The organism is Brevibacterium sp. (genome assembly GCF_031179145.1).
In the GTDB taxonomy this organism is placed as follows: domain Bacteria; phylum Actinomycetota; class Actinomycetes; order Actinomycetales; family Brevibacteriaceae; genus Brevibacterium.
In genome coordinates this window covers 127,958-151,360 of the sequence record NZ_JAPSIB010000002.1, presented here as the reverse complement: position 1 = coordinate 151,360, position 23,403 = coordinate 127,958, and the positions used below count along the sequence as shown (strand labels likewise).

19 protein-coding genes are annotated in these 23,403 nt (G+C 60.4%); 16 read left to right on the top strand and 3 right to left on the bottom strand.

Annotated elements, in window-relative coordinates:
- Positions 1-67: 67 nt before the first annotated feature.
- Genes RIT73_RS02655 through RIT73_RS02645 form a run of 3 tightly spaced genes read right to left on the bottom strand, consistent with a single transcriptional unit; the run spans position 68 to position 3,782 of the window.
- Positions 68-1,786 (bottom strand): thiamine pyrophosphate-binding protein, encoded by a 1,719-nt coding sequence (locus RIT73_RS02655; protein WP_309130501.1) that lies wholly within the window; start codon positions 1,784-1,786, stop codon positions 68-70.
- Positions 1,783-2,790: an alpha-ketoacid dehydrogenase subunit beta gene (locus tag RIT73_RS02650; RefSeq protein ID WP_309130500.1), complete on the bottom strand. Its 1,008-nt coding sequence runs from the start codon at positions 2,788-2,790 to the stop codon at positions 1,783-1,785. The genes RIT73_RS02655 and RIT73_RS02650 overlap by 4 nt, the downstream gene beginning before the upstream one ends.
- Entirely contained in the window at positions 2,790-3,782 is a 993-nt protein-coding gene (locus RIT73_RS02645; RefSeq protein ID WP_309130499.1) for a thiamine pyrophosphate-dependent dehydrogenase E1 component subunit alpha, read from the bottom strand. Before RIT73_RS02645 ends, RIT73_RS02650 begins: the two co-directional genes overlap by 1 nt.
- 321 nt (positions 3,783-4,103) lie before the next feature.
- Here RIT73_RS02645 and RIT73_RS02640 point away from each other — a divergent pair, with 321 nt between their 5' ends.
- The 16 genes from RIT73_RS02640 to RIT73_RS02565 all read left to right on the top strand — a co-directional run bounded on the left by RIT73_RS02640 (position 4,104) and on the right by RIT73_RS02565 (position 23,323).
- Entirely contained in the window at positions 4,104-5,681 is a 1,578-nt protein-coding gene (locus RIT73_RS02640; protein ID WP_309130498.1) for an ABC transporter substrate-binding protein, read from the top strand.
- A 67-nt stretch (positions 5,682-5,748) separates the two neighbouring features.
- Positions 5,749-6,690, top strand: a complete 942-nt coding sequence (locus RIT73_RS02635) for an ABC transporter permease (protein ID WP_309130497.1) — start codon at positions 5,749-5,751, stop codon at positions 6,688-6,690.
- Positions 6,691-6,749: 59 nt separating this feature from the next.
- A complete protein-coding gene (locus RIT73_RS02630) occupies positions 6,750-8,657 on the top strand; it encodes a dipeptide/oligopeptide/nickel ABC transporter permease/ATP-binding protein (RefSeq protein WP_309130496.1) in 1,908 nt (635 codons plus the stop codon).
- On the top strand, positions 8,654-9,919 hold the full coding sequence (locus tag RIT73_RS02625; protein ID WP_309130495.1) for an ATP-binding cassette domain-containing protein: 1,266 nt from the start codon (positions 8,654-8,656) through the stop codon (positions 9,917-9,919). The genes RIT73_RS02630 and RIT73_RS02625 overlap by 4 nt, the downstream gene beginning before the upstream one ends.
- Positions 9,920-9,924: 5 nt before the next feature.
- Complete coding sequence (locus tag RIT73_RS02620) at positions 9,925-10,893, top strand: zinc-binding dehydrogenase (protein WP_309130494.1); 969 nt, start codon at positions 9,925-9,927, stop codon at positions 10,891-10,893.
- 40 nt (positions 10,894-10,933) lie between these two features.
- On the top strand, positions 10,934-11,800 hold the full coding sequence (locus RIT73_RS02615) for an alpha/beta fold hydrolase (RefSeq protein WP_309130493.1): 867 nt from the start codon (positions 10,934-10,936) through the stop codon (positions 11,798-11,800).
- A 326-nt stretch (positions 11,801-12,126) separates the two neighbouring features.
- A complete protein-coding gene (locus RIT73_RS02610) occupies positions 12,127-13,380 on the top strand; it encodes a helix-turn-helix domain-containing protein (RefSeq protein ID WP_309130492.1) in 1,254 nt (417 codons plus the stop codon).
- Positions 13,381-13,541: 161 nt separating this feature from the next.
- Positions 13,542-14,297 (top strand): SDR family NAD(P)-dependent oxidoreductase, encoded by a 756-nt coding sequence (locus RIT73_RS02605; RefSeq protein WP_309130491.1) that lies wholly within the window; start codon positions 13,542-13,544, stop codon positions 14,295-14,297.
- Positions 14,298-14,346: 49 nt separating this feature from the next.
- Positions 14,347-15,135 (top strand): SDR family NAD(P)-dependent oxidoreductase, encoded by a 789-nt coding sequence (locus tag RIT73_RS02600; RefSeq protein ID WP_309130490.1) that lies wholly within the window; start codon positions 14,347-14,349, stop codon positions 15,133-15,135.
- Between the two features lie 159 nt (positions 15,136-15,294).
- Positions 15,295-16,743: an aldehyde dehydrogenase family protein gene (locus RIT73_RS02595; protein WP_309130489.1), complete on the top strand. Its 1,449-nt coding sequence runs from the start codon at positions 15,295-15,297 to the stop codon at positions 16,741-16,743.
- Positions 16,646-17,899 carry an alcohol dehydrogenase family protein gene (locus RIT73_RS02590; RefSeq protein WP_309130488.1) on the top strand — a complete coding sequence of 418 codons (1,254 nt, stop codon included), beginning with the start codon at positions 16,646-16,648 and terminating at the stop codon, positions 17,897-17,899. The genes RIT73_RS02595 and RIT73_RS02590 overlap by 98 nt, the downstream gene beginning before the upstream one ends.
- A 167-nt stretch (positions 17,900-18,066) precedes the next feature.
- Positions 18,067-18,861, top strand: a complete 795-nt coding sequence (locus tag RIT73_RS02585) for an alpha/beta hydrolase (RefSeq protein ID WP_309130487.1) — start codon at positions 18,067-18,069, stop codon at positions 18,859-18,861.
- 96 nt (positions 18,862-18,957) lie between these two features.
- Entirely contained in the window at positions 18,958-20,508 is a 1,551-nt protein-coding gene (locus RIT73_RS02580; RefSeq protein WP_309130486.1) for an APC family permease, read from the top strand.
- 68 nt (positions 20,509-20,576) lie between these two features.
- A complete protein-coding gene (locus RIT73_RS02575; RefSeq protein WP_309130485.1) occupies positions 20,577-21,383 on the top strand; it encodes a HAMP domain-containing sensor histidine kinase in 807 nt (268 codons plus the stop codon).
- Positions 21,376-22,092: a response regulator transcription factor gene (locus RIT73_RS02570; protein WP_309130484.1), complete on the top strand. Its 717-nt coding sequence runs from the start codon at positions 21,376-21,378 to the stop codon at positions 22,090-22,092. Before RIT73_RS02575 ends, RIT73_RS02570 begins: the two co-directional genes overlap by 8 nt.
- Before the next feature lie 91 nt (positions 22,093-22,183).
- Positions 22,184-23,323 carry an ABC transporter substrate-binding protein gene (locus tag RIT73_RS02565; protein WP_309130483.1) on the top strand — a complete coding sequence of 380 codons (1,140 nt, stop codon included), beginning with the start codon at positions 22,184-22,186 and terminating at the stop codon, positions 23,321-23,323.
- Positions 23,324-23,403 lie beyond the last annotated feature (80 nt).

Here is a 23,403-nt window from a genome sequence, read left to right as displayed (position 1 = left end):
ATCCGTCCGGCCACGTCTTCCGGGATCGAAGTGATCGTGGGGGCCGACACGACATCGGGCCCGAGGCTCATGCGATTCGATCTCCCTTCTTGAATTTCGCGGCACGGGAGTCCACTCCTGGAAGCATCTTCGCAGGGTCACGAGTCACCACAACATCGAGCACCGAGATTCCGGGGGTGGCGAGGCACTCACGGAGGGAATCCCCGAAGGCATCTGGGTCCTCGACCCGCACACCGTGCACGCCCATGGCCTGGGCCACCTCGGCGAAGTTCGTCTCCTCGAGATCGGAGGCATGGTAGCCTTCCTCCCCGTACATGAGGTGCTGGAGTGCCTTGATATACCCGGAGGCGGCATTGTTGACGATCATGATCGTTGCGTTCGTCCCGAGACGACGGGCGGTTTCGAGTTCGCCCAGCATCATGTTGAAACCGCCATCGCCGGTGATGGCGAGAACCGCAGTCTCGGGGGAAGCGAGCGATGCGCCGATGGCCCCGGGCAGTCCGTAGCCGATCGACGCGAAACCGCGGTCGGGCAGAAACTGTCGACCGGCCTGCTTGGCATCGAACAGCAGGGCACCCCAGTGCGCCGCGAATCCGCCATCGGCGATGAGATATCCATCCGCCGGCAGGATCTCATTGATCTCGTTGAGCGCGCGTGCCATGTTGATGGGCACTTCGGTCGATTCCAGACGCGCACGCACAGAGGTCTTCCAAGCAGCCATCTTCTCTGGAATCGCCCCCGTATAAGCTGCATTCTTCTGCCGGATTCCCTCGGCCTGCTCGCTGAGTTCCTCGTGCAGCGCGACCAGGGTTTCCCGCGCGTCGCCCCAGAGGCCGAGTTCGATCTCACGGGTTCGGCCAATCTCCTCGGCCACCGAGTCGATCTGAATGACACGGGAATTCGCCGGCGGCACTGTGTAGCGTTTGGTGGCGATCTCGCCGAGTTTGCAGCCGATGGTGATGACCAGATCCGACTCCGCGATCAGGGTGTTCGCGATGCGATCATATCGCCCGAACAGCCCGGCGCTGAGGGGATTGTCATCGCTGATCGCGCCCTTTCCGGTCATCGTGTGCGCCACTGGGATGTTGAGCGCCTCCGCGAACTCGGTGAGTTCCGACCAAGCTCCGCTCAGGTGAACGCCACCGCCGGCGAGGATGATCGGTCGTTCGGACTCAGCGACGAGGTGGGCTGCCTGCAGCAGCGCGGCGGAAGCAGGACGAGTGCGATACGCGGGAATGGAGGCGAATGCCTCGTTCACTTCGAATTCGGTCTCGTCATAGTCCCATTCGGCATGAGTGACGCTTTCGGGGATGTTGATGACGACCGGGCCGGGGCGACCGCTCGTGGCAATCGCGAAAGCGCGTTTGACGAGTTCGGGGACGCGCAGGGGTGTAGTGACGTCGAGGAGTTCTTTCACCGCGGGACGCAGGATCTCGCACTGACGCGATTCCTGCGTCATGTTCTTCCACGAGTGATCCCGATGGGTGTCACCCACTATTGCGACGATCGGCACTCCGGCATTCAGCGATTCGACGAGTCCCGTCACCAAATTGGTGGCTCCCGGGCCGAGGGTCGCGTCGACGACTCCCACACGTCCTGTGGCCTTGGCATAGGCGTCGGCAGCGAAGATCGCCGCTCGTTCATCGTTGATCAGATGGTGGGGTAGCCCGAGCCGACGAGCGGCATCATAGAAAGGAAGGAGCTGGAACCCACCCATTCCGAGCATCAGGCCCGGTTTGAACGCGGCAACGGTCCTCGCGAGTGCTTCACCTGCTGTGATATTCATACCTGAGTTTCCTCTTCTCCTTCGTTGATCATTCGGATGACGCGATCGACAATGTTCTCGGCCGTGACGCGGATCTGGTCCTCGAGATTCGGGGCATAGCCGACCGGAATGCGCGGGGCGCCCAGTCGGGCCACCGGTCCTTTCAAGTGGTGGAACTCGTGTTCGGAGATCCACGATGCGATTTCGCCGCCGAATCCTCCGACTGCGACGGCTTCGTGCACGACCAGCAATCGACCGGTTCGTCGAACGCTCTGGGACACAGAATCCTTGTCCCAGGGAAAGATGGTGCGAAGATCAATGACGTCCGATTCGATGCTCTGTTCGGCCAGTCGTTCCGCAGCCTCCAGGGCGACGTGCACCTGAGTCGACCAGGACACTATCGTCACGTCATCGCCTTCACGGCGCCCCGCAGCCTTGCCGAGCTCATAGGGTTCCTGATCGTCGAGGTCGACCTCTCCAGTCCGCTGCCATTGCCCCTTGGGCTCCATGAACACGACGGGGTCGTCCGCGCGGATCGAGGCCTTGAGGAGCCCCCTTATATCTGCGGGAGTGGATGGACATACCACGATGAGTCCAGGCATATGGGCATACCAGGCTTCGAGTGACTGTGAGTGCTGTGCTGCGGCCGAACGCCAGAGGCCGGTGGGTTCCCTCACTACGATCGGAACTTTCGACTGTCCGCCGAACATGTACCGTGCCTTCGCGGCCTGATTGATCATCTCGTCCATGGCGCATAAGGCGAAGTCGCTGAAGCGCATTTCGACGACTGGCCGGGATCCGACCATCGCCGCTCCGACGGCTACTCCGAGGATTGCGGCTTCCGAGATCGGTGTATCGACGACGCGTTGGGGACCGAATTCGTCCTGCAGACCGGCATACTGGCCGAAGACTCCGCCGCGGCCGATGTCTTCGCCGAGTGCCCACACGTTCTCGTCCAGCGCGAATTCCTCACGAAGCGCCAAGGTCGACGCTTCGGCTGCGGTCATGGCGATGAGGTTCGTCATCAGAATGCTCCGATCTGCGGATTGCCGGTAACCTGTACGTCCTCGAATGCGCGGGTAGCCGGAGGCAATGCTGATGCGAGTGCTTTGTCGTAGGCGAGCTGAACATCGGTGCGTACGCGCCGTTCTTCTGCCAAGAGCTCGTCTTCTCTGTGACCTTCTGAGAGGATTCGCGCGCGCAGCAAAGGGAGGGGGTCGGCAGCGGCATGACGTTCGACCTCCTCGGTGTCGCGCCACTGAGCCAGGTCAGTGGCGGTGTGCCCCGTGACTCGGAAGGTGCGCGCGTGAATGAACACCGGCCCCTGACCGCTCCGAACGATGGAGACGGCCTCTTTGCCGGCAGCAAGCATGTCGGGGAGGGAATTGCCATCGACGTCAATGGTCGTCAGTCCGATGCTGCGGGCCCGAGCGCCTCCGCCTTCTCCTCCGGTCATCGTCGATGTCCGAGTCGATGCTGAGTGCTGATTGTCCTCGCAGACGAAGATGACCGGAAGATCGAACACCTGAGCCCAATTGAGGCCCTCGAGGAAGGGACCGCGGTTGACTGCGCCATCGCCGAAGAAGCAGACAACAACTCTGTCCTCGCCCCGTCGCTTGACCTCGTGGGCAGCTCCCGCAGCGAGCACGATGTTCGCGCCGACGACACCATTTGCCCCGAGCATTCCCACGCTGAAATCGGCGACATGCATGGAACCACCTTTGCCCCCGCAGAGGCCGTTCTCACGTCCGAAGAGCTCGGACATCATGGGCGCCAGCGGGGCACCCTTGGCGATGCAATGACCATGGCCGCGGTGAGTCGAGAGCATCAGATCGTCTTGGCGGAGATGAGCACACATGCCGGTGGCGATCGCCTCCTGTCCGATGTAGGGATGGAGGGTGCCGTGCACCAGCTTCTCTCCGTGAGCTCTGATCGCGGCGAGTTCGAACTCACGGATCCGCAGCATTGTGAGATAGCCGTCGATCAGGCCGTCAGGCCCGGGTTGAGCTGCGTTCATGGATCGTCCTCTCTGACGAATGACATGGAGGGTCGCGGACTTTCGACGCTATCCAGTCGGGGAATCCGACGGCTTGTGCGATTGACGAACTGTCAGTGCGGGCTTCGTCTATCGAACGAAACCGCCTTTCCGAGGCGGCAATTTCGGTTGATCGACCCCAAAGATTTGCGGTGAGCGAGGTTGGAGATCTCCCGAATCCTGAACCTGCATTTCGGACAATCCCCATCTTTGTGTGATCCGGGTCTTCCTAAGATTCTTCACATCCGTCGGTCCTGAAGCCAAAGCTGAACCGTGGTGGCGGATTCGTTCGAAGGAGAACTCATGAAGTCATTGAAGGAAGGGCGCACGGGCGCCTCGGCGCACAGGAGAAGTAAGCTCGCCGCTGCACTCGGTGCGGGGTTGCTCGTAGCGGCGCTCACGGCATGCGGTGGGTCAGGCGGCAAAGCGGCCGGGTCCACCGACACTTTGAAGATGGCGTTGCCAGGATGGAGTCCCGTGAACTTCGATCTGCCTACCAATTGCACGAGTCCGATTTTCGACTTTGCGTACGAGCCTCTCATCCGAATCTCCGACGACGGCGGTTTTGCTCCCGGGATCGCGGCGTCGTGGGATTATTCGGAGGGCAACACCATTTTCACGATGAAGATCCGAGACGGAGTCAAGTTCGCGGACGGTACCGACCTTACTGTCGAGTCAGTCGTGGACACCCTCAACTATTACAAGAAGACACCGGGACTCAACACCGAGGCCTACTTCTCGCCGCTGACCATCGAGGCGAAGGGGAGCGATTCGGTACAGGTGACATCCGAGACTCCCACCCGTGGAATGGAGGATCTCTTTTCAACGGAACTCTGTAACAACGGCCTGATCATCAGTGAGGCCGGCCTCGCCGAGCCCGAGAAGATGAAGACCGAGATGTTCGGCGCCGGGCCCTATGTCTATTCCCCGGAGGAGAGTGAACCGGGTGATCACTACACCTATGTCCCGAATGAGCACTACTTCGACAAGACGCGTCAGAGCTGGGAAAAGGTCGAACTGTCGGTCATCGGTGATCCCAATACCGCCTTCAACGCGCTGACCACAGGTCAAGTGCAGGCGAGCCTGACCGGCGGAGCCCAGCTCCTCAGTCAGGCCGAGGAGAAGGGACTGGACGTTGATGAGAGAGTTCTGTGGGGCGCAGGAATATTCGTCTGGGATCGAGAGGGCGAGATCTCGAAACCGCTCGCCGATGAGCGAGTCCGGCAGGCAGTGGCACTGGCCATGGACCGCGACAGCCTGGTGAGCGCGGCTACGCCGGGCACCAAGCCTCAGGATCAGTTCGCCTCGCCGGCTCTGCTGGGCTGGGACGCCGACCTGAAGTCCAAATACAGCTATGACGTGGATCGAGCGAAGCAGCTGCTGGATGATGCGGGGTACCCCGACGGATTCTCCGTGACCCTGCTGTCCAATCACGATGATGTCGAGGCCCAGAACGTCCTTGTCGCCGCGGTGGAGCAGCTTCGGCAGATCGGCGTGGAGATCGAGATCAAATCCTCACCTGAGTCGACCTTCTTCACGGACATCACATCCAAAGAATTTCCCTTGGGGTTCGCCTCGTGGACTTTCATGGGCGACATGCTCTACCAGTCGGACCGCCTCTACAAGCTTCCTTATTCGGCACCGCTGAACCCGTTCGAATCGGTCGACCCGGATCTCGAGGCCGCCTACGAAGAGCTTCAGAGCTCCGACGACTCCGGGCTGGAGGAGGCAGCGATGCAGTTCAACGAGGTGATGACGGAGAAGGCGTGGTACATCCCGCTCACCTCTTCGCCCCTTCACGTGTACTCGACCGGTGTCGAGATCGGCCAGTCGAGTCCGATCGGCAACTACGACTACGCGGGCTGGACTCCGAAAGATTGAACACGGCTGATCGTCTCGGCGACGTTCTGGGCTCGAAACTACAGGATTCTGGATAGGGAGGCACATCATGATCGGAGTTATTGTCCGTCGGTTGCTGCTGGCGATCCCGTTGATGCTGATCATCTCGTTGATCGTCTTCGTGCTGGGAACACTGGCGCCCGGGAGCGTTGCGGAATCAATGCTGGGATCGAGTGCAACTCCGGAGGCTGTCGCAGAGCTCAACCGGCAGTTGGGCGTCGACAGACCAGTGCTGGTGCAGTACGCGGCGTGGTTGCAGGGGGCCGTGACCGGAGATCTCGGCATGTCGATCTCGGGTGGACGGCCAGTAGTGGAGATTCTGGCGTCGCGAATGGCCGTCACGCTCTCACTCGCCGTAGGCGCTCTGCTCGTGGCTCTTCTGCTGGGAATCAGCATCGGAGTGCTCGCGGCAGTCAGAGGAGGCCTCATCGGTCGGGCCGTGGAAGTTCTCTCGGTCTTGGTTCGCGGCCTTCCGAACTTCTGGCTGGCAATGATTGCGGTGCTCTTCTTCGGAGTGACCCTCATGTGGGTTCCGGTCTCCGGATATGTGAGCTTCGGTGAATCGCCGATCGAGTGGGCGCATGCCCTGGTGCTTCCCGTCGCCGTGCTTGGCCTGTCCGAGGCAGCATTGATCGCAATCGTCACGCGGGCGGAGATGCTGTCGGCGATGCGCAGCGACTATGTGCGCAGTGTGAGGGCGAACGGCTATCCGTGGAAACGGATCGTCTTCAAGCACATCGGCAAGAATGCTGGCGGTCCGGTGATGACCATGACGAGCCTCGTGTTCGTCGGCCTGCTCGGTGGAACCATTCTCATCGAGCAGATCTTCGCGATGCCGGGTCTCGGGGCACAAATGGTTGCGTCGACGCAGACGCACGATCTCCCGGTCATTCAGGGTCTGGCAGTGTTCTACACGGCGATGGTCGTGGTGGTGTTCCTTCTCACCGATGTCGTCCATGGAATCCTCAATCCCAAGGTGGTGGCCAAATGAGTGCCGTAGTCGAGAGTGTGCCGAGTCGATCAGACGCAGGCGGGACTGTGGACCGCAACGTGAGTTTCGTCCGGCGTATGCTCAAGCAGCCGGTGACCGCAGTGTGCTCCGTCGCACTCGTGATCATCGTCTTCTCGACGGTGCTCGCGCCGGTCATCGCTCCATTCGGACCCTTGGAGCAGGACCTGCTCAATGCCCACTCGGGTCCATCGGCGCAGAATCTGCTCGGCACCGATCAGCTCGGACGCGACATCTTCAGCAGACTCCTCTATGGAGGTCAGGTCACTCTGCTCGGAGTGTTCCAGTCGGTTGTGGTGTGCACGGTGATCGGTATGGTGCTCGGAGTTGCCGCTGGGGCACTCGGCGGCTGGGTGGAAGTGGCGACGATGAGGATTTGCGACATCCTGCTCGCGGTCCCCGGTCTCGTCATTCTTCTCGTCGTCCTGGCCATCTTCGGGCAGAACGAATCTGCGGCAATGATCACCTTCGGCATCATCATGTCGCCGACGCTCATCCGGGTCGTCTACTCTGCGACGGTTGCAGTGCGCGAGGAGCTCTATGTCGCCGGTGCCCGTGTTGCCGGCCTGACCAGCCGTCAGATCATGACACGGCATCTGCTCCCCGCCATCGCTGGTCCGGCGCTCACGCAGATCAGCATCGTCGCCGCAGTGTCCTGCCTGGCGGGAGCAGCGATCGGTTTCCTCGGCCTGGGCGTCGCTCCACCGAACCCGACCTGGGGCAATATGGTTAATGATGCTCAGATGGCGATCGTCCTCAACCCGTGGATGCTCGTTCCCACGGGGGGCATCATCGCGGTCGTCGCGTTGTCCCTGACGCTGATGGGCAATGGCATCCGCGATGCTTATGCAGGCCGGTCCAGCGGCTCGACCAGTGCGTTCAACTGGCGTGCTCTGCTTGCTCGGGTCACCCAGAAGGAGACAATCGAGCCACGGGAGACCGAAACATCGACTGAAATCCACCGTGCTTCCGCGGTTCTCGAGGTGGATTCCCTGTCCGTGGCTCTTCCTAAAGGCGGCGACGAGGTCAAAATAGTCGATGGGGTGAGTTTCTCTGTCGCTCCGGGTGAATCGCTGGGCATCGTCGGCGAGTCGGGCTGCGGGAAGTCGATGACGATCTCGGGCGTGTTGAGAGTGCCGCCGCTTGGTGCGCACATCTCTGCCGCGTCGATCGCATTCAATGGGACCGAACTGACGTCATTGAGCGAGGAAGGCATGAATGCCTATCGGGGAACCGGGATTGGCTTCATCTCCCAGGAACCCATCTCCAGTCTCAATCCGGCCTACACGGTCGGCCACCAATTGACGGAGGCCGTGCAGTTGCATCGAAAGGTCGGCAGAGCACATGCTCGGCGCATTGCTCTCGAACTCATGACTCGGGTGCGTCTGCCTGAACCGGAGGTCGTGGCGAACAAGTATCCTCACGAGCTGTCGGGAGGAATGGCGCAGCGCATCGCTATCGCCCGCGCGCTTGCAGGTGAGCCGAAACTCCTCATCGCCGACGAGCCCACCACTGCCCTCGATGTCTCGGTTCAGGCCGAGATCCTCGATCTTCTGAGCGACCTTCGCGAACAGAGCGGGATGGCGCTGATCCTCGTCACCCATGACTGGGGCGTCGTCGCCGAGGCGTGTGACCGTGCCGTCGTCATGTACGCCGGTGAGGTCGTCGAGAACGCAGATGTGCGAACTCTCGTGCGCAAGCCGAAGCATCCCTATGCGCAGGCACTGCTTCGCTCCTCATCCGTCGGCACTGCGCCGCGTGAGCTGCTGCCAGTTATCCCCGGCGCGGTCCCGCCTCCGGGGTCCTGGCCGAATGGCTGCCGTTTCGCAGACAGGTGCGAGTTCGTCGAGGAGCGGTGCACTTCAGCTCCGATCCGCCTCGTGCACACCGCTGACGACACGAGTGCGCGGTGTGTCCGTGTCACCCCGATCCTGCAGGGAGTGAAATGAAGCTGCTTCTCGAGATCAACGACCTCGGCGTCGTCTACAAGGGACGTGGGCGGCGCACGGACAAGGTCGCCCTTGATGGTGTGAGCGTGAGCATCCAGGCGGGTGAGACTCTTGGCTTGGTCGGGGAGTCGGGTTCGGGGAAATCCACCCTTGGCTCGTGCGTCCTTGGACTCGTGCAACCCGCTCAGGGCGCCGTCATCTTCGACGGGCAGGACATCACTCGAGCTTCGGGCAAGGTGCGGCGGGAACTGAGCACTCAAATCCAGGCCGTCTTCCAAGACCCGTACAGCTCCTTCAACCCTCATCGGACCATTGAGCAAAGTGTCGGGGAGTCGCTGACCAGCGTGCCCAGATTGTCTCGGGGCGAGCTCCGCAGCCGCGTCGTGTCGATGCTGGAGCGAGTCGGTCTGGACCGCACGGCTCTTCCGAAGTTCCCGCCACAGTTCTCCGGCGGCCAACGTCAGCGAATCGCTATCGCTCGAGCGCTTCTGCCGGAGCCGCGGCTCGTCGTCTGCGACGAATCGGTGTCCGCGCTCGACCTGTCGGTTCAAGCCCAGGTGCTCAATCTGCTGCTCGAACTGCAGCGTGAGCTCGGGGTCGCCTACCTCTTCATCACCCACGATCTAGCGGTCGTCAGGCATATGAGCAACCAGATCGCGGTGCTCGAACACGGGACGCTCGTCGAGCACGGCGATGCAATCGGCGTGACGGACTTTCCCACTCAGCCGTATACTCGTCGTCTCCTCCGGGCCTCGCCCCAGTCGGACCCGGATGTTCAGGACGCCCGTCGACGAACGAGGAGAGCAATCGCCGGATTGTCTGGTGCGTCTGCGGCGGGGCCAGTTTCTGGAGTGGACATCCTGCGTGCGCTCGAATCCCAAGCCGTCGCTGAGTCGATGGCAGAGACCAGTGCTATCGACACGACGGTCTTCGAAACCGCACTCACCCGCCTTGAGGCCGAACCTGTCGACAGTGCACGAGTGGTGGAGTTGCGCGCCGCAATTCCCGAGATGGCCGCACGGACTCGATTCGACGGCATTCCGGATTCGGCGCGTTCGGCAGCGGACACGGCGCGACTGGATCTGTGCGCCGAATTGACTCGGAACGGCCGGACGGAAGGCTTCGCTGATCGCTGCCGCGCACTCTCGAGCGCGATCAAGTCGGGCGACCGGGAGCGGGCGATGGATCTCGTGGCGGTGCTCGATGATTCGGATGATTCCGCCCCGATTCGACAGGGCAGCAGCCGAGGTCAGCGGGAGTGAGGCACATGCGGGTAGCCCTGGCAGTCTCACAGAACTCCGATGAACCTCTCGAGGGACTGCGAATCGCGGATGTTCCCTATCCAGAACCAGAGCCAGGTTGGACTCGAGTCAAGGTCAGAGCAGCAACCTTGAACCCACACGATGTGTGGACCTTGCGCGGAGTCGGGCATCCTGCGGAGAGGATTCCGATCGTTCTCGGCTGCGATGGCGCCGGAGTCACTGACGACGGCCGTGAGGTGATCATCTATCCGGTGCTCGGAGATCCTGCTCAGGGGTACGGCGATGAGACGCTGGATCCCGCACGGTCGATCTTCTCGGAACGGGTGGATGGGGTCCTCGCCGAATATGTGCTCGTTCCGACGGCCAATCTCGTTCCGAAACCGAAACAGCTGGACTTCGCAGAATGCGCTGCATTGGGAGCAGCCTGGGCTACGGCCTATCGAATGATCTTCACCCGTGGTTGCCTGCAGCCCGGCAGTCGGGTCCTGGTCCAGGGCGCGAGCGGAGGCGTCGCGGGAGCGGCGATTCGTATGGCGGCTGCTGCTGGAGCACATGTCTGTGCAACCGGACGAACCGTCGAGAAGCGGGAGTACGCGCTGTCCATGGGAGCTCACGAGGCGCTTGAACCCGGCCGGCATGTTCCCGAGAAGGTCGACCTGGTAATCGAGACCGTGGGAGAGGCCACATGGTCGCATTCAATGCGGTGCGTGCGAGATGGCGGAATCATCGTCGTCGCCGGCGCGACGACGGGCGGGATGCCTCCGGCGGACCTGCAGAGAATCTTCTATCGACAGCTCTCCATCGTTGGTTCGGTGATGGCCACACGCACGGAGTTCGAGCAGATGCTGCGGATGCTCGACGTGACCGGAATCAGGCCGTCGGTCGATTCAAGGATTTCGCTCGACGAAGTCGTCGACGGATATCGGCGAATGATCGCAGGTGAGCTCCAAGGAAAGATCGTCGTTGAATTCTGAGCCACTTGGACTGAACAACAAGAAGAATGGTAGAGAAAAGATGGAACAGCGAACAGCACAGTCCGATCGAACAGCGCAGTGGTACGAGATGGTCGAGGTCGTATGGAAGGAACGCATTGTCACGGTTTCGTCTGGCGTCAGGATCTGCATTCAGGAGCTCGGTCCCACATCGGGGGAGCCCATCGTACTCATCCACGGAGGCGGCGATTGCCGCGTGTCGTGGTCATATGTGGCGCCGATCCTCGCCGAGGCGGGATATCGAATCATCGTCCCCGAGTTGCGCGGTCATGGTGGAACCGAGGTGCCGGAGACCGCGTTGGGTTACTATCTCAACACTGATTATGCGGCGGACATCGAGGGGTTGATCGATGAACTCGGCTTCCCGGCCGTGCATCTGGTCGGACACAGCCTCGGGAGCATCACGTCTCAGACAGTGGCGTTCACCGCACCACAGAAGGTGAAATCGGTGACGCTCATCGCCTCGGGAGCGCTCGTCAAGGCGTTCTCCAGGGTTGAGATCGATCCGAACGAGGCAATGGACGAGGAATTCCTCGAAGCATGGGCTCGATGTGACCTCGACGAGCCGGCATTCGTGGAAGCGATCCGCTCCTACGTCTTCCAGATGCCGGTGGAGTCCTGGGCCAAAGTCCTCAACGGTGTGCGCCACATCGACACGCGGAGCCATCTCGGCGAAATCAGGTGTCCTGTCCAGTTGATCTGGGGGACCGAGGACGATGTCTTCGACGCGGACGACCAAGAGGTCCTGCGCTCAGGTCTCAGCGGCACAACGGTGCGATTCCTGCCGATCGACGGTGCCTCACACAGTCCGCACTGGGACAGTCGGGAGAACATCGAACTGATCGCTGGGGCGATCGATAGCTTTGTCGCTGACTGGCACCGAGTCTGAACCGAATTGGAGACAGCAGGTTTGGGGTATCGAACTGTCGACATCCCAACCTGCTGACTCAATCGCTGCGCTGGGTTCGGATGCAGGAATGATCGTTCGCCATGTCTCCGACATAGGGAAGGTCCTTGGCCACAACCCGGTCGATCATCGCTGGTTCTGAAGGTCGGAGCTCGCCGTGGGCACGCGAGCGGACCAATTCGAGTCAATGTCCCGAGCATCACCATTCACTCAATGGTCAGGGCGTCGACTTTCGGGCTCCTGCATCGCCGCTGAACCCCTGACCCGGTTCGCCTATACTCGGGGTGTCCAAGCAGTGCAGGAAGCGAATGGATCAATCGATGACGGCGAGGATTACGGCCGGCAGGGGACTACAGCTGCTCGTGGACGATCTGTCGAGGTACCTGCAACGTTCAGTCGTGGTCAATGACCGAGCCGTGCGTCTGATCTATGCGAGCCCACACTATGGGGACGAAGACCAGGCCCGTATTCAAGCTGTGCTCTATGGCGACGGCGGATCCGAACTGGCTGGTTGGATCCGAGCCCAGGGCATCGATGAATGGCGCGAACCGCATATTCTGCCGGCGAATGCCGATTTCGGAATGCAAGCGCGTTTTTGCGTTCCGCTTTTGGTTTCCGGATGGACGCTGGGCCACATGATGATCATCGATGTCGACCAATCCCTCACTTCCGACGAGCGGGAGCTCATCGTACGCGTGGGGAACGAGGCCGCAGCCCAACTCCATGTTGATCGCTTGGCTTCCGACCCAGAGCACCTCAAACAGCAGCAAATGATCCGTGCACTGATCGACGAGAACGAACTCATCCGACAAGAGGCGCTGACGCATTACCGCAATGAAACTAATGCGGTCGGGGCCTCGTACGTTGCTGTGTTCATGATTGAGCTGACGCGATTCAGTTCTGCGCCGACGTCACTTGAGGTGGCTTTGGATTTCGCCCTCGAGGCGCTCGATCGCGCCTGCAACCGACGCTCACTTCACCTTGTCGAAGGTTCTCGGGCGGTGATAATTCAACCGAGTTCGATCGAGACCCAGCGTACTGAGCTGCAACGAATCGCTGATGGTGTCATTGTCGAACTCAGACGTTCCGTGGGTCAGCAGTGCCGAATCGACGTCGGTATCGGCACCCATGAGGGTGGCCTGGATTCAGCGTGGCTTGCCAATCGACGTGCCGAGACCGCGTTGCATGCAGTCCAGTTGCGGCAGGACTCTGAAGGCGGTGTGACTACACACTGGACGGATCTGGGCATCGACTCACTGCTCTTGCGTCTCCCCGATGCCGACCGCACCTGGGACAGCGTGCCCGGGCCAGTCCGTGCACTGTACGGCCGCGACCGTAATGGAACACTCATCCACACGCTCAGCGTGTTTCTCGACCACGGGGGATCGATCGCCGAGACGGCACGCGCACTCCACCTCCACCGGACCTCGCTCTACTACCGGCTGGATCAGATCCGGAAAGTGACCAGACTCGACCTCGACGACGGTCGCAAGCGCCTTGAGCTGCACGTCGGTTTGCGCCTATTGCACATCGTCATTCTCACCCGTTCTTCCGACATTTAGTCGGAAGACCGGACGCTCTTTTCCGCTCCCTGTCTCTGTTGAATTTTGCATCGTCCTGAAAGGCTGAAATCCGAACCGGCCGCCGCAGGCGACTTGGTCCGCTGATCAACGAGTGGCATCGCCCGTGCGGCGTTCCACGATTACTTGAGGGAGGAACGTCAATGGCGTCCAGAATCGCAGTTGTCACCGGTGCTGGTTCCGGTATCGGAAGGGCCGCCGCCGAAGTGCTGGCTGGTAGAGGTGAGCATGTGATCGTCGCCGATCGAGATGTCGATGCGGCTGACCAAGTCGCTGGCTTTCTTATTGAGCAGGGGCTGAGTGCACAGGCTGAACATGTCGACATCGGCTCTCATGATTCCATTGCATCTCTGTTCGAACGCATCGACAAGGAGCACCACCGCTGCGACATCCTCGTCAATAATGCCGGCGTGTCTCAGATCAAGGATCTCCTCGACTTTGACGATGACCTGTTCGGATCAACGATCCAGATTAATCTGATCGGAACATTTCGATGCAGTCAGCACGCTGCACGACTGATGGCTCGGGAACACTGGGGAAGAATCGTCAACATCAGTTCGATCAGCGGAATCCGCGCCGGAGTCGGTCGTGGGGCCTACGGTCCTTCGAAAGCCGGAGTCGACGGTCTCACGAGGCAGTTCGCCGCCGACCTCGGCGCTCTGGGGATCACTACCAATGCAGTTGCCCCCGGACCCATCGAGACTCCGCTCACGACTGTTGTTCACACCGAAGCGACTCGCGACGCCTACCGCCGCCATATTCCGCTTCGGCGTTACGGAACGGTGGAAGACATTGCCCACGCGGTGGCGTTCCTTTCCTCCGACGAAGCCGGGTACATCAACGGGCACACACTGCCGGTCGACGGGGGCTTCGTCGCTGTCGGCCTGCTCGATGCCTGACATCCATCGGGGAGAGCTCCCCGGAACTGCTCAAGGAAGAGGAGAACCAATGAAATCGTGTGAACTGGAAGGTAAAGTCGTCCTAGTCTTTGGCGCCGGCTCCAGCGGTGTTGGACTCAGCAATGGCGAAGCAACTGCCCTCGCCTACGCTGACGCAGGAGCATCAGTGGCCGCCATCGATGTGAACCGTCACGAAGCCGAGCGGGTGGCTGCCCGTATCGCCGACGTCGGAGTGAGCAGCCTCGGTGTCGAGGCCGATGTGACGAAAAGTTCCGAAGTCGCGCGGGCTGTCGCTACGGTCGTCCACAAGCTCGGAATACCGGACGTGCTGCACAACAATGTGGGGTCCCCACGATTGGGATCCATCCTCGAAACGGAACCGGATGCGTGGCGAGCCTCCGTCGAACTGAATCTCACCAGTGCTTACCTGACATGCAGAGAAACGCTTCCGCACATGTTGGAGGCCAGGCGAGGCGTGATCATCAACGTCTCTTCTCTCGCCAGCATTCGCGATACCGGCTATGTCTACCCTGCCTATAACGCAGCCAAGGCGGGGTTGAATCAGCTGACAGTATCTCTTGCCCTCGCCTACGCCAAGCAGGGGATTCGAGCCAACGCGATTCTGCCCGGGCTCATCAACACTCCTCTGGTGACTCAGCAGATCACCGAGGATGCTCAGGCTCTGGCGGCCCGGCATGAGATGAGTCCAACCGGGCGGATGGGCTCACCTGAGGACATCGCGAATGCGGCAGTGTTCCTGGCCTCGGACAAGGCGTCATATATCAACGGTGTCTGCCTGCCGGTCGACGGCGGCCTGTCGATGAGTTGTATCCGCTGATCGATCAATTTTGTGACTTGGCCCATTTTCCACCTGCGGTTCGGAAAATCTACGAGACCGCAATCCTTGGAGAATGCGGAGACTTGGAACCACGATCGGGCACCACCGAACAGACCTCGGTCGGACTGACCGCACATATGGAAATGGAGCAAAAGACACATGACTGACACCAACTCGGATCTCTGTGCCTTCGCGAATGCCTACCTCGCCGATGAGAACGACGAGAGTGCGTCCAAGGTGTTCAACCCTGCGACCGGAGAAGTGATCGCCCGGTTCCCCGTAGCGACTGCTGACGACGTCGACGAGGCGGCTCAACGAGCCTCTGCGGCTTTCACGACGTGGGGACGCACATCGCCCGCCGAGCGTGCTGCCGCGCTGCTGAAGATCGCCGATGCGGTCGAACAGGAAGCGGAGGAACTCACTCAGATCGAAAGCGTGAATGTCGGTCTTCCGATCGGGGACGTGCGCGAATTCGTTGTGCCGACTGTTGCAGACGTTCTCCGATTCTTCGCCGGTGCCGCTCGCATCTCCGCTGTTCCTGCCGTCGATGAATACGACAATGAAAGCACCTCCTGGGTGCGCCGGGAACCACTCGGAGTCGTCGGGCTGATCACTCCGTGGAACTATCCTCTGCTCATGGGTGCGTGGAAAATTGCTCCGGCACTTGCCGCAGGCAACACCATGCTCCTCAAACCTGCATCGGTGACGCCGCTGAGCACCATCAAGCTCGTCGAAATCGCCAATCGGTTCCTGCCAGAAGGCGTGATCAATCTGATTTTGGGCAGCGGTGCTGCGGGGACTTCGATGGCTGAGCATCCTGCCATCCGCAAGATCGCGTTCACCGGATCGACCGAGACCGGTAAGTACGTGGCATCAGTCGCCGCTCATACCGTGAAGAAGATGGGCCTCGAGCTCGGTGGCAAGGCGCCCGTGCTGGTGTTCGCCGACAGTCCCATCCGTGAGACAGCCAGAGACCTCGTGGCCTTCGGATTCTCAGGAGCAGGGCAGGACTGCACTGCCGCATGCCGCATCATCGTCGAAGAGTCCGCGTATGAGGAGTTCGTCGAAGCATACGTCGAAGAGGTCGACAAACTGGTCCTCGGGGATCCTTCCGATCCGGCCACGACGCTGGGACCTGTAATCTCCGAGAAGCAGCTCGAATCCGTTCTCGGATTCATCGAGCGGGCACGAGCCGCGGGCAATACGATCAGATCGGGCGGACGACGAGCCGACCGACCTGGGTGGTTCATCGAACCCACTGTGATCACCGATGTCGCTCAGACGGATGAGATCGTTCAGAAAGAGGCGTTCGGCCCGGTGGTCAGCATCCAATCAGCACGTGACGACGACGAGATGCTGCAGTTCGCCAATGACGTCAACTATGGCCTGTCGGCGAGCCTGTGGACGAAAGATCTGGCGCGGACTCTGCGCTTCAGCAGAGAACTCCACTTCGGCACCGTGTGGGTGAATCAGCACACTCCCAATGTGGCCGAGGCACCTTTCGGCGGATATGGAGAGTCGGGTTACGGCCGGGAACTCTCGTTGCAGGGCCTGGATGAGTACTCGCAGCTCAAGCATGTCATGGTCAAGCCCGAGCTCGACGCCTAGATTCGACACCAAGCCAATAGAAGGAGAGATCCCTGTGGACCCAATCGCGGATGCCCCTGCGTCAATGGCAGCAGTCCAGCTGAACGGACACGGTGGGCTCGACCAATTGGTCTATCGCACGGGTGTGCCAACACCACGGGCTGGTTCCGGCGAAGTGCTTGTCAAGGTAGGAGCCTGTGCGCTCAACAATACCGAAATCAACACCCGTACCGGTTGGTACGACCGAGTGGTCGAGGATTCCGTCTCCGAGGAACTCGGCCGGTCGGGACGTGACGACGGTGCTGGGGCCACGTGGAACAGCACGGCGATGACCTTCCCCCGGATTCAGGGAGCCTCGGTAGCGGGTACGGTCGTGGCGGTCGGCGACAGTGCGGACGAGAATCTCATCGGAACCCGGGTCGTCGTCGATCCGTCGGTCCGGGACCCGAACCTCCCGCCTCGGGCACAGATCGTCGAGTACCTCGGAGGTGACCGCGATGGAGGATTCGCGGAGTATGTCGTGGTGCCGGCGGCGAACGCGCACGTGGTGAATTCAGAGCTCAGCGATGCGGAACTCGCCACGTTCCCCTGCTCCTATGACACGGCGGAGGAGATGCTCGCGCGGACAGGCCTCGCTGAGGGGGAGACAGTCGTCATCACCGGCGCGGCTGGGGGCGTCGGTACAGCGACCATCCAGCTAGCTCAGGCCAGGGGCGCTCAAGTGATTGCGATCGCGAGCTCATCGAAGGAGTCACGCCTGCGCGAACTCAGCGTCGACGGTTTCGTCTCCCGATCGAATTCGGATCTGGTGGCTGCCGTGGCTTCGCTCATCGGCGAGCGGGGTGCCGATGTCGTCATCGATGTCGTCGGAGGAACCATGTTCGAGAGTCTGCTTCTCATGCTCAGACGTGGAGGCAGGTACGCCAGTGCAGGGGCCATCGGCGGTCCGATCAGTCGTATCGACCTTCGTGAGCTCATCTACAAGGATCTGGAACTGTACGGAATCACGAATCCGACCCCCGAGACATTTTCACGTCTGGTCGGTCTTGTCGATGATGGTCGGATCAAGCCACTCGTCGAGGCGGTCTTCCCGCTGTCTCAGCTCCGTGAAGCGCAGGAGACTCTGCTGAAGCGGACACATATCGGCAAGATCGTCGTCATTCCTGACGGCGCCTGAGGCGTCGGCTCGGTGAGCCGGCGGGAGAAACGGAGAATCCAATGAATGCTGTTGAGACAAAGCCCGAGAACCCCTTGTTGGACGGGTTCGTCGAGGATTGGTTCTTGTGCGGTGATGGCACACGTCTGCGCTTTCTGCACAGGGGCGAAGGAGGAATACCGCTGGTCATGGTGCCGGCGTTCGACTGTCCGGCCGATGCCTATTCGCTGAATGCTCCGGAGCTGTCCACCGAACGACCGGTGTACATCCTCGAACAGAGAGGGCACGGGTACTCTGACGCACCGACCCATGGGCGAACCGTCCAACGTCTGGCGGCCGACGTCAACGAGTTCATCGATTTCATCGGGGCGCCGAAGGTCAGTCTGCTTGGCTGGTCGATGGGGGCTGCCGTGCTCTGGGCCTTCATCGACCTGTTTGGTCAGTCGAAGGTCGAGAAGCTCGTCTTCGTAGATCAACCGCCGATGCTCATCGCTGACCCTTACGAGACGACCGAGGAGCGACGACGCCATGGCGGCCAGCACATCGACCTGTGGCATGTGAAGCGTGTCTACAACAGGGATTTCTACACAGCTTGGCCGATTCTGTCTTCGTACTTCGAGGTCCCTAACCTGGAGGTCACAGCCGAGAGCATCGACCGGATCCCAGATGACTTTGCAAGGCTGATCTCGATGATTCCCGAACCACCAGTCGTCGACAAGGCTCACAGGGAGTTCCTCGCCGAACTCGTGCGGAACCATATTTGGAGCGATTGGCGCGGTGTGTTTCCGCTGATCGAGAAGCCAGTGCTCCTCCTGACGGGCGACGCGGCTCATGCCACGACACTCGAATGCAATGAATGGGTGCAGGAGACGGTCAGGGATTGCACCTGGATCCGATTCAGCGAGGAGGAGTTCGGCGGACACGATCTCTGTCAGACCGCCTATCGGAAGTTCAATCGGTGCGTGTCCGACTTCCTTCGGTAAATTCCAGAGCAGGGCCCGAGCGATTCAGCTGACAGGTGCAACTATCCGGGTCTGTGCTCCGGTTCGAGTGCGATGAGGCCACTCGGAATTGGCCGATTGCCAGTCACCGAAGCCGCGCTTGAGAAAAGTGTCGATGGAGCGGGCCTCCTCTCCCGCCTACCTTTGCATGACGTCACAGTTCATTTCGTCAGAGAGGACGACATGATGTCCCTTACAACACAGCAGGCTGCTAACATTCAGCCGGAGCTCAAAGGCAATCTCGGGCTGTTCCATCTGTTCTTCACCGTGATGGCGTGGAATGCACCGCTCGTAATCGTGTTCGCGGCGATTCCGATCATTGTCGGTTACGGTAACGGAATCGGTGCGGCAGGTGCTTTCATCGCCGCTGGTGCCACCATCGGACTATTCGCCATCGGATTCACGCGAATGACGAAGATCCTACCGTCACCGGGCGCATTCTACGCCTACATTACGGCTGGCTTGGGAAAGAGGCTCGGTCTGGGTTCAGGGCTGCTGACTCTGGTCGGCTACTTCGCCGCATATTCCGGAACGTTCGCCTTCGGCGGGATAGTGTCTAATCAGCTGTTTCACGACACGTTAGGTCTACCTGAACTGCCGTGGTATCTCTGGGGGACCATCCTCTGGCTGATCGTCGCCGTCCTCGGACTTCTGAAGTTCTCACTCTCAGCGACGCTTCTCACCGTGTTCCTCGGACTCGAAGTGCTCATCATCGTGATCTATGACATCGCGGTGTTCGTGCAGGGCGGCGCCGCCGGAACAATATCCGCGGAACCACTGTTGCCGACCACTTGGACCGACGGATCGGTTGCCATGGCAATGTTGTTCGCAATCGGTATGTTCGGAGGATTTGAGATCACGGCGCTTTTTCGTTCCGAAGTGCGAAACCCGGAGCGAACGGTGCCGGCTGCGACGTATATGGTCGTCATCGTAGCGACGCTCATGTACGCGCTCACTTCATGGGCGTTCATCAATGCGGCCGGATTGAACGAGGCTGTTGCCCTGGCGGCGGAAGACCCCACAGGAACGATGCATGCGACATTCCTGGCGTTCGGTGGGAAACTGCTCTTCGACATCTCATCGGCACTCGTGTTCACCAGCACCTTCGCCGTGATCCTCGCCGGACACAACATCGTCTCGCGCTATCTCTTCAACCTCGGAGCAGACGGGATCCTTCCGAAGCAACTGAGCAAGGTCCATGCGAAACAGGGTTCTCCATACCGTGCATCGCTAGTAGCAAGCCTCGCCTGTCTGGCCGTGAACATTCCCGCGATCCTCGCGAACGTGGATCCGACTTCCTTCTACGCGGCAATGCTGGGTATGACGAGCCTCGTGCTGATTGTCATCCTCTTCATCTGCAACGGTGCGATTCTCGCCTTTCTTCACAAGAATGGGCGCAGCCGATTCTCATTCTTCCCCCGCGTGATCGCTCCCGGCCTCGCAGCGATAGGTCTCGGAATCTGCGCCTATCTCGCCATCACGAATTTCAATTCCTTGACCGGTGGGTCGCAAACGCTCTCCACGGCTTTGATGGTCTTCCTCGGCGCCGTGTTCGTCGGAGGGATCCTGATGGCCGCTGCGTACAAACGAACCAAGCCAGAGGTGTACGCACGGATCGGGCGCCAGTAGATCAACCGTGTGATTGTTGCAAACGATATACGGACGAGGGTCGGGACAAGAATGATGGACACTTGTTAGTGCCACTGTGGATGGTGTTCGCCGCAGTGGCTGTGAGCGCCGCAACTTTTTCCTGCTTCGCGTGGTGGCTCGTCGACCAGCGGAAGAGAGCTCTGGCCGCACTATCGGCGCGTAGTGCCGAGACTGCTGAGCAGAGGGCGGATCGAATAGCCATCCTCAGCCATGAGATCAGAACCCCTCTTGCCGTCGTACGAGGCGCCGCGGAACTGCTCGCTGAAGAACGACCCGGAGTACTGAACGATCACCAGCGACGTTTCGTCAGGCGAATCATCGACAATACAGGTCAGGTCATCGAACTGAGCGAAAACCTGCTTGTGCAGACCCGCATCGAAGCCGGAATATTCGACGTGCACCGGCAGCGGGTGAATCTGCGGTCGATGCTCAGGGAGACTGTGGCCGAGTTGCGCCAGCTCTGCGGTGCAACCGTCCGATTAGCGGTATTCGACCCTCCGATGTACGTCTCGGTGGATCCGCTGCTCATCAAACAGGTGGTCGTCAACCTGGTGACGAACGCAGTGCGCAGCTGCGGCAGTTCCGTCGTCACGGTACGGCTACTCAAGCGGGACACCGATGTTCTGATTTCCGTGCACGACGAAGGAACAGGGATGTCCTCTGACCAGCGCCTTCATCTGTTCGAGCCCTTCTCGACGAATACGCGACGTGGAGAGGGCACCGGGCTGGGCCTCTTCGTTTCGAAGCACATCGTCGTTCTGCATGGAGGAAGGATCTTCGTGGATACGATCGATCGGAAGGGCACCACCGTGATGTTCACATTGCCGTTACAGGAGGACGACTACGGTGAATGATCTTCCCCTCGTCTGGATTGTCGATGACGAGTCCGCGATTGTCGACGTCGTCTCCTTCGCGCTTGAGACTCAGGGCTTCCGCTGTCGGAGCTTCGGAGCTGCTCGACCTGTGTGGACGGCACTGCGAGAGGAGATCCCACAGCTCCTCGTGCTCGATGTCATGCTTCCGGACTTATCCGGAATGGAGTTCTGCCGGCGGATTCGCGATTCGACTACCGTTCCGATCCTGATGCTCACCGCCAAAGGAGAAACCCGCGACCGAATCGCGGGATTGGAAGCAGGCGCCGACGACTACGTAGTCAAACCCTTTCATCCACGAGAGCTCGCGCTCCGCGCCGAGCGCCTTGTGGAGCGAAGTCGTGCGAAGCTCGGAGCCGAGGTGTCAAGTGGCGACCTCCGCCTGGATCCTGCACAGTCTGCCGTTTTCGTGGGAACTCACCAAGTCGTTCTCACCCCGATCGAGTACGCACTTCTGCACGTTCTTGTATCGCAGCAGGGAACGCTTCTGACATTCGGACAGCTGATCGCGAAGGTCTGGGGCGACATCGAACGCGGAGGGAATCGAGACCTGCTCAAAACCGCGATCTACCGCCTACGGAAGAAGCTCGAAGCGGCTCGACCCGACGCCGGGGCACTCATCCACAGTGTGCGTGGCCGAGGATACGTGTTCACCGAACCAGACAGCATCACGGGAGAACACGGCGTGTAATCCAGGCGCGACCTGTCATAAGAGTCAACGGCAGTTCTAGTGGTAGTCAGTGCCAGACATGGTGACATAACCGTCACTGTCGGCAGATGAAGTGTCACCGATCTGTGCCCATGTTCACTCTAACTTTGAATCACTGCTCCTGAACCTCGCACTAGGGGCAATCTCACGACAAAGGAGTTCAGAGATGCATTTTCGGAAGTCATTCGGCACCATCGCCATCGCCGCCATCACCCTGTTGGTCGCGGCCTGCAGCCCGGAGGAATCGGACGCCGAGTCTACCGGCGGATCACTCACCTTCGCATGCGTACAGTTCGAAGACCAGTGCCGAAGCATCGCACAGCGATTCACGGAAGACACCGGCAACCAAGCGAACTTCGTGCAGCTCGGTGGTGGTGAGACGGTGGCCAGGCTGAGCGCAGCGAGTAAGAACCCTGAATTCGACGCGTGGTACGGAGCACCGGCAGCCAACGTGATCTCTGCGCACGAACTCGATCTGATCGAGCCATACATCTCGGAGAATGCCGATCAGATCCCGGATGAGTTCATGCATCCTGATGGTATCTGGAGCGGTGTGCTCTGGGGCACACTCGGATTCTGTTCGAACACCGATGTGCTGGAAGAGCTGGGTGTCGACGCTCCAACATCCTGGAACGATCTCCTGGATCCCAAGTTGAGACAGAACGTCAGCATCGCTCATCCGATGACTTCGAGCTCCGCATACGCCGCACTATGGAACTTGGTGGCGATCAACAAAGGTGACGAAGACAAGGCAATCGACTACTTCAAGAGCCTGCACAACAACATCCTCCAATACCCGAAGTCCGGAGGAGCCCCCGGTCAGATGGCGGGCCGAGGCGAGATCGCAGTAGGAGTATTGGGAGCGCCCGACTGCACAAAGGTGATCGAAGAGGGGTTCACGAACCTTGAACTGACACTTCCGTCGGACGGGTCCTTGTTGGACGTTCAGACCGTGGCGATGGTGAAGGACGCGCCCAACCCCGATGCTGCGAAGGCGTTCATCGACTGGGCGCTCACCGTCGAGGGGCAGGAGTTCGATGAGAATGCGCCGACGTACTCGGTGCCGACGAATCCGGAGGTGCCATTGGTCGATGGCATGGCGAACCGGAAGGAACTCACGGTTCTGCCGCACGATATGACCGCTTCTGGGCAGGCGAAGGACAGGCTCATCAATCGCTTCGAATCCGAAGTCGCTCCCCAGCCCAAGGACTGAGCGGAACGAGATGAATTCCATGTTGGTCCAATCGGGAAAGGAATCCGATGTCAGCCCCCACGACTGAATCGAGGGCGCAG

Bases quoted from the DNA above. Each gene is read 5' to 3' on its own strand.
- RIT73_RS02610 (WP_309130492.1), top strand. From the start codon at position 12,127: ATGGATCAATCGATGACGGCGAGGATTACGGCCGGCAGGGGACTACAG.
- RIT73_RS02650 (WP_309130500.1), bottom strand. From the start codon at position 2,790: ATGACGAACCTCATCGCCATGACCGCAGCCGAAGCGTCGACCTTGGCG.
- RIT73_RS02605 (WP_309130491.1), top strand. From the start codon at position 13,542: ATGGCGTCCAGAATCGCAGTTGTCACCGGTGCTGGTTCCGGTATCGGA.
- RIT73_RS02615 (WP_309130493.1), top strand. From the start codon at position 10,934: ATGGAACAGCGAACAGCACAGTCCGATCGAACAGCGCAGTGGTACGAG.
- RIT73_RS02595 (WP_309130489.1), top strand. From the start codon at position 15,295: ATGACTGACACCAACTCGGATCTCTGTGCCTTCGCGAATGCCTACCTC.
- RIT73_RS02655 (WP_309130501.1), bottom strand. From the start codon at position 1,786: ATGAATATCACAGCAGGTGAAGCACTCGCGAGGACCGTTGCCGCGTTC.
- RIT73_RS02625 (WP_309130495.1), top strand. From the start codon at position 8,654: ATGAAGCTGCTTCTCGAGATCAACGACCTCGGCGTCGTCTACAAGGGA.
- RIT73_RS02640 (WP_309130498.1), top strand. From the start codon at position 4,104: ATGAAGTCATTGAAGGAAGGGCGCACGGGCGCCTCGGCGCACAGGAGA.
- RIT73_RS02635 (WP_309130497.1), top strand. From the start codon at position 5,749: ATGATCGGAGTTATTGTCCGTCGGTTGCTGCTGGCGATCCCGTTGATG.
- RIT73_RS02585 (WP_309130487.1), top strand. From the start codon at position 18,067: ATGGTGCCGGCGTTCGACTGTCCGGCCGATGCCTATTCGCTGAATGCT.
- RIT73_RS02590 (WP_309130488.1), top strand. From the start codon at position 16,646: ATGGAGAGTCGGGTTACGGCCGGGAACTCTCGTTGCAGGGCCTGGATG.
- RIT73_RS02620 (WP_309130494.1), top strand. From the start codon at position 9,925: ATGCGGGTAGCCCTGGCAGTCTCACAGAACTCCGATGAACCTCTCGAG.
- RIT73_RS02645 (WP_309130499.1), bottom strand. From the start codon at position 3,782: ATGAACGCAGCTCAACCCGGGCCTGACGGCCTGATCGACGGCTATCTC.
- RIT73_RS02600 (WP_309130490.1), top strand. From the start codon at position 14,347: ATGAAATCGTGTGAACTGGAAGGTAAAGTCGTCCTAGTCTTTGGCGCC.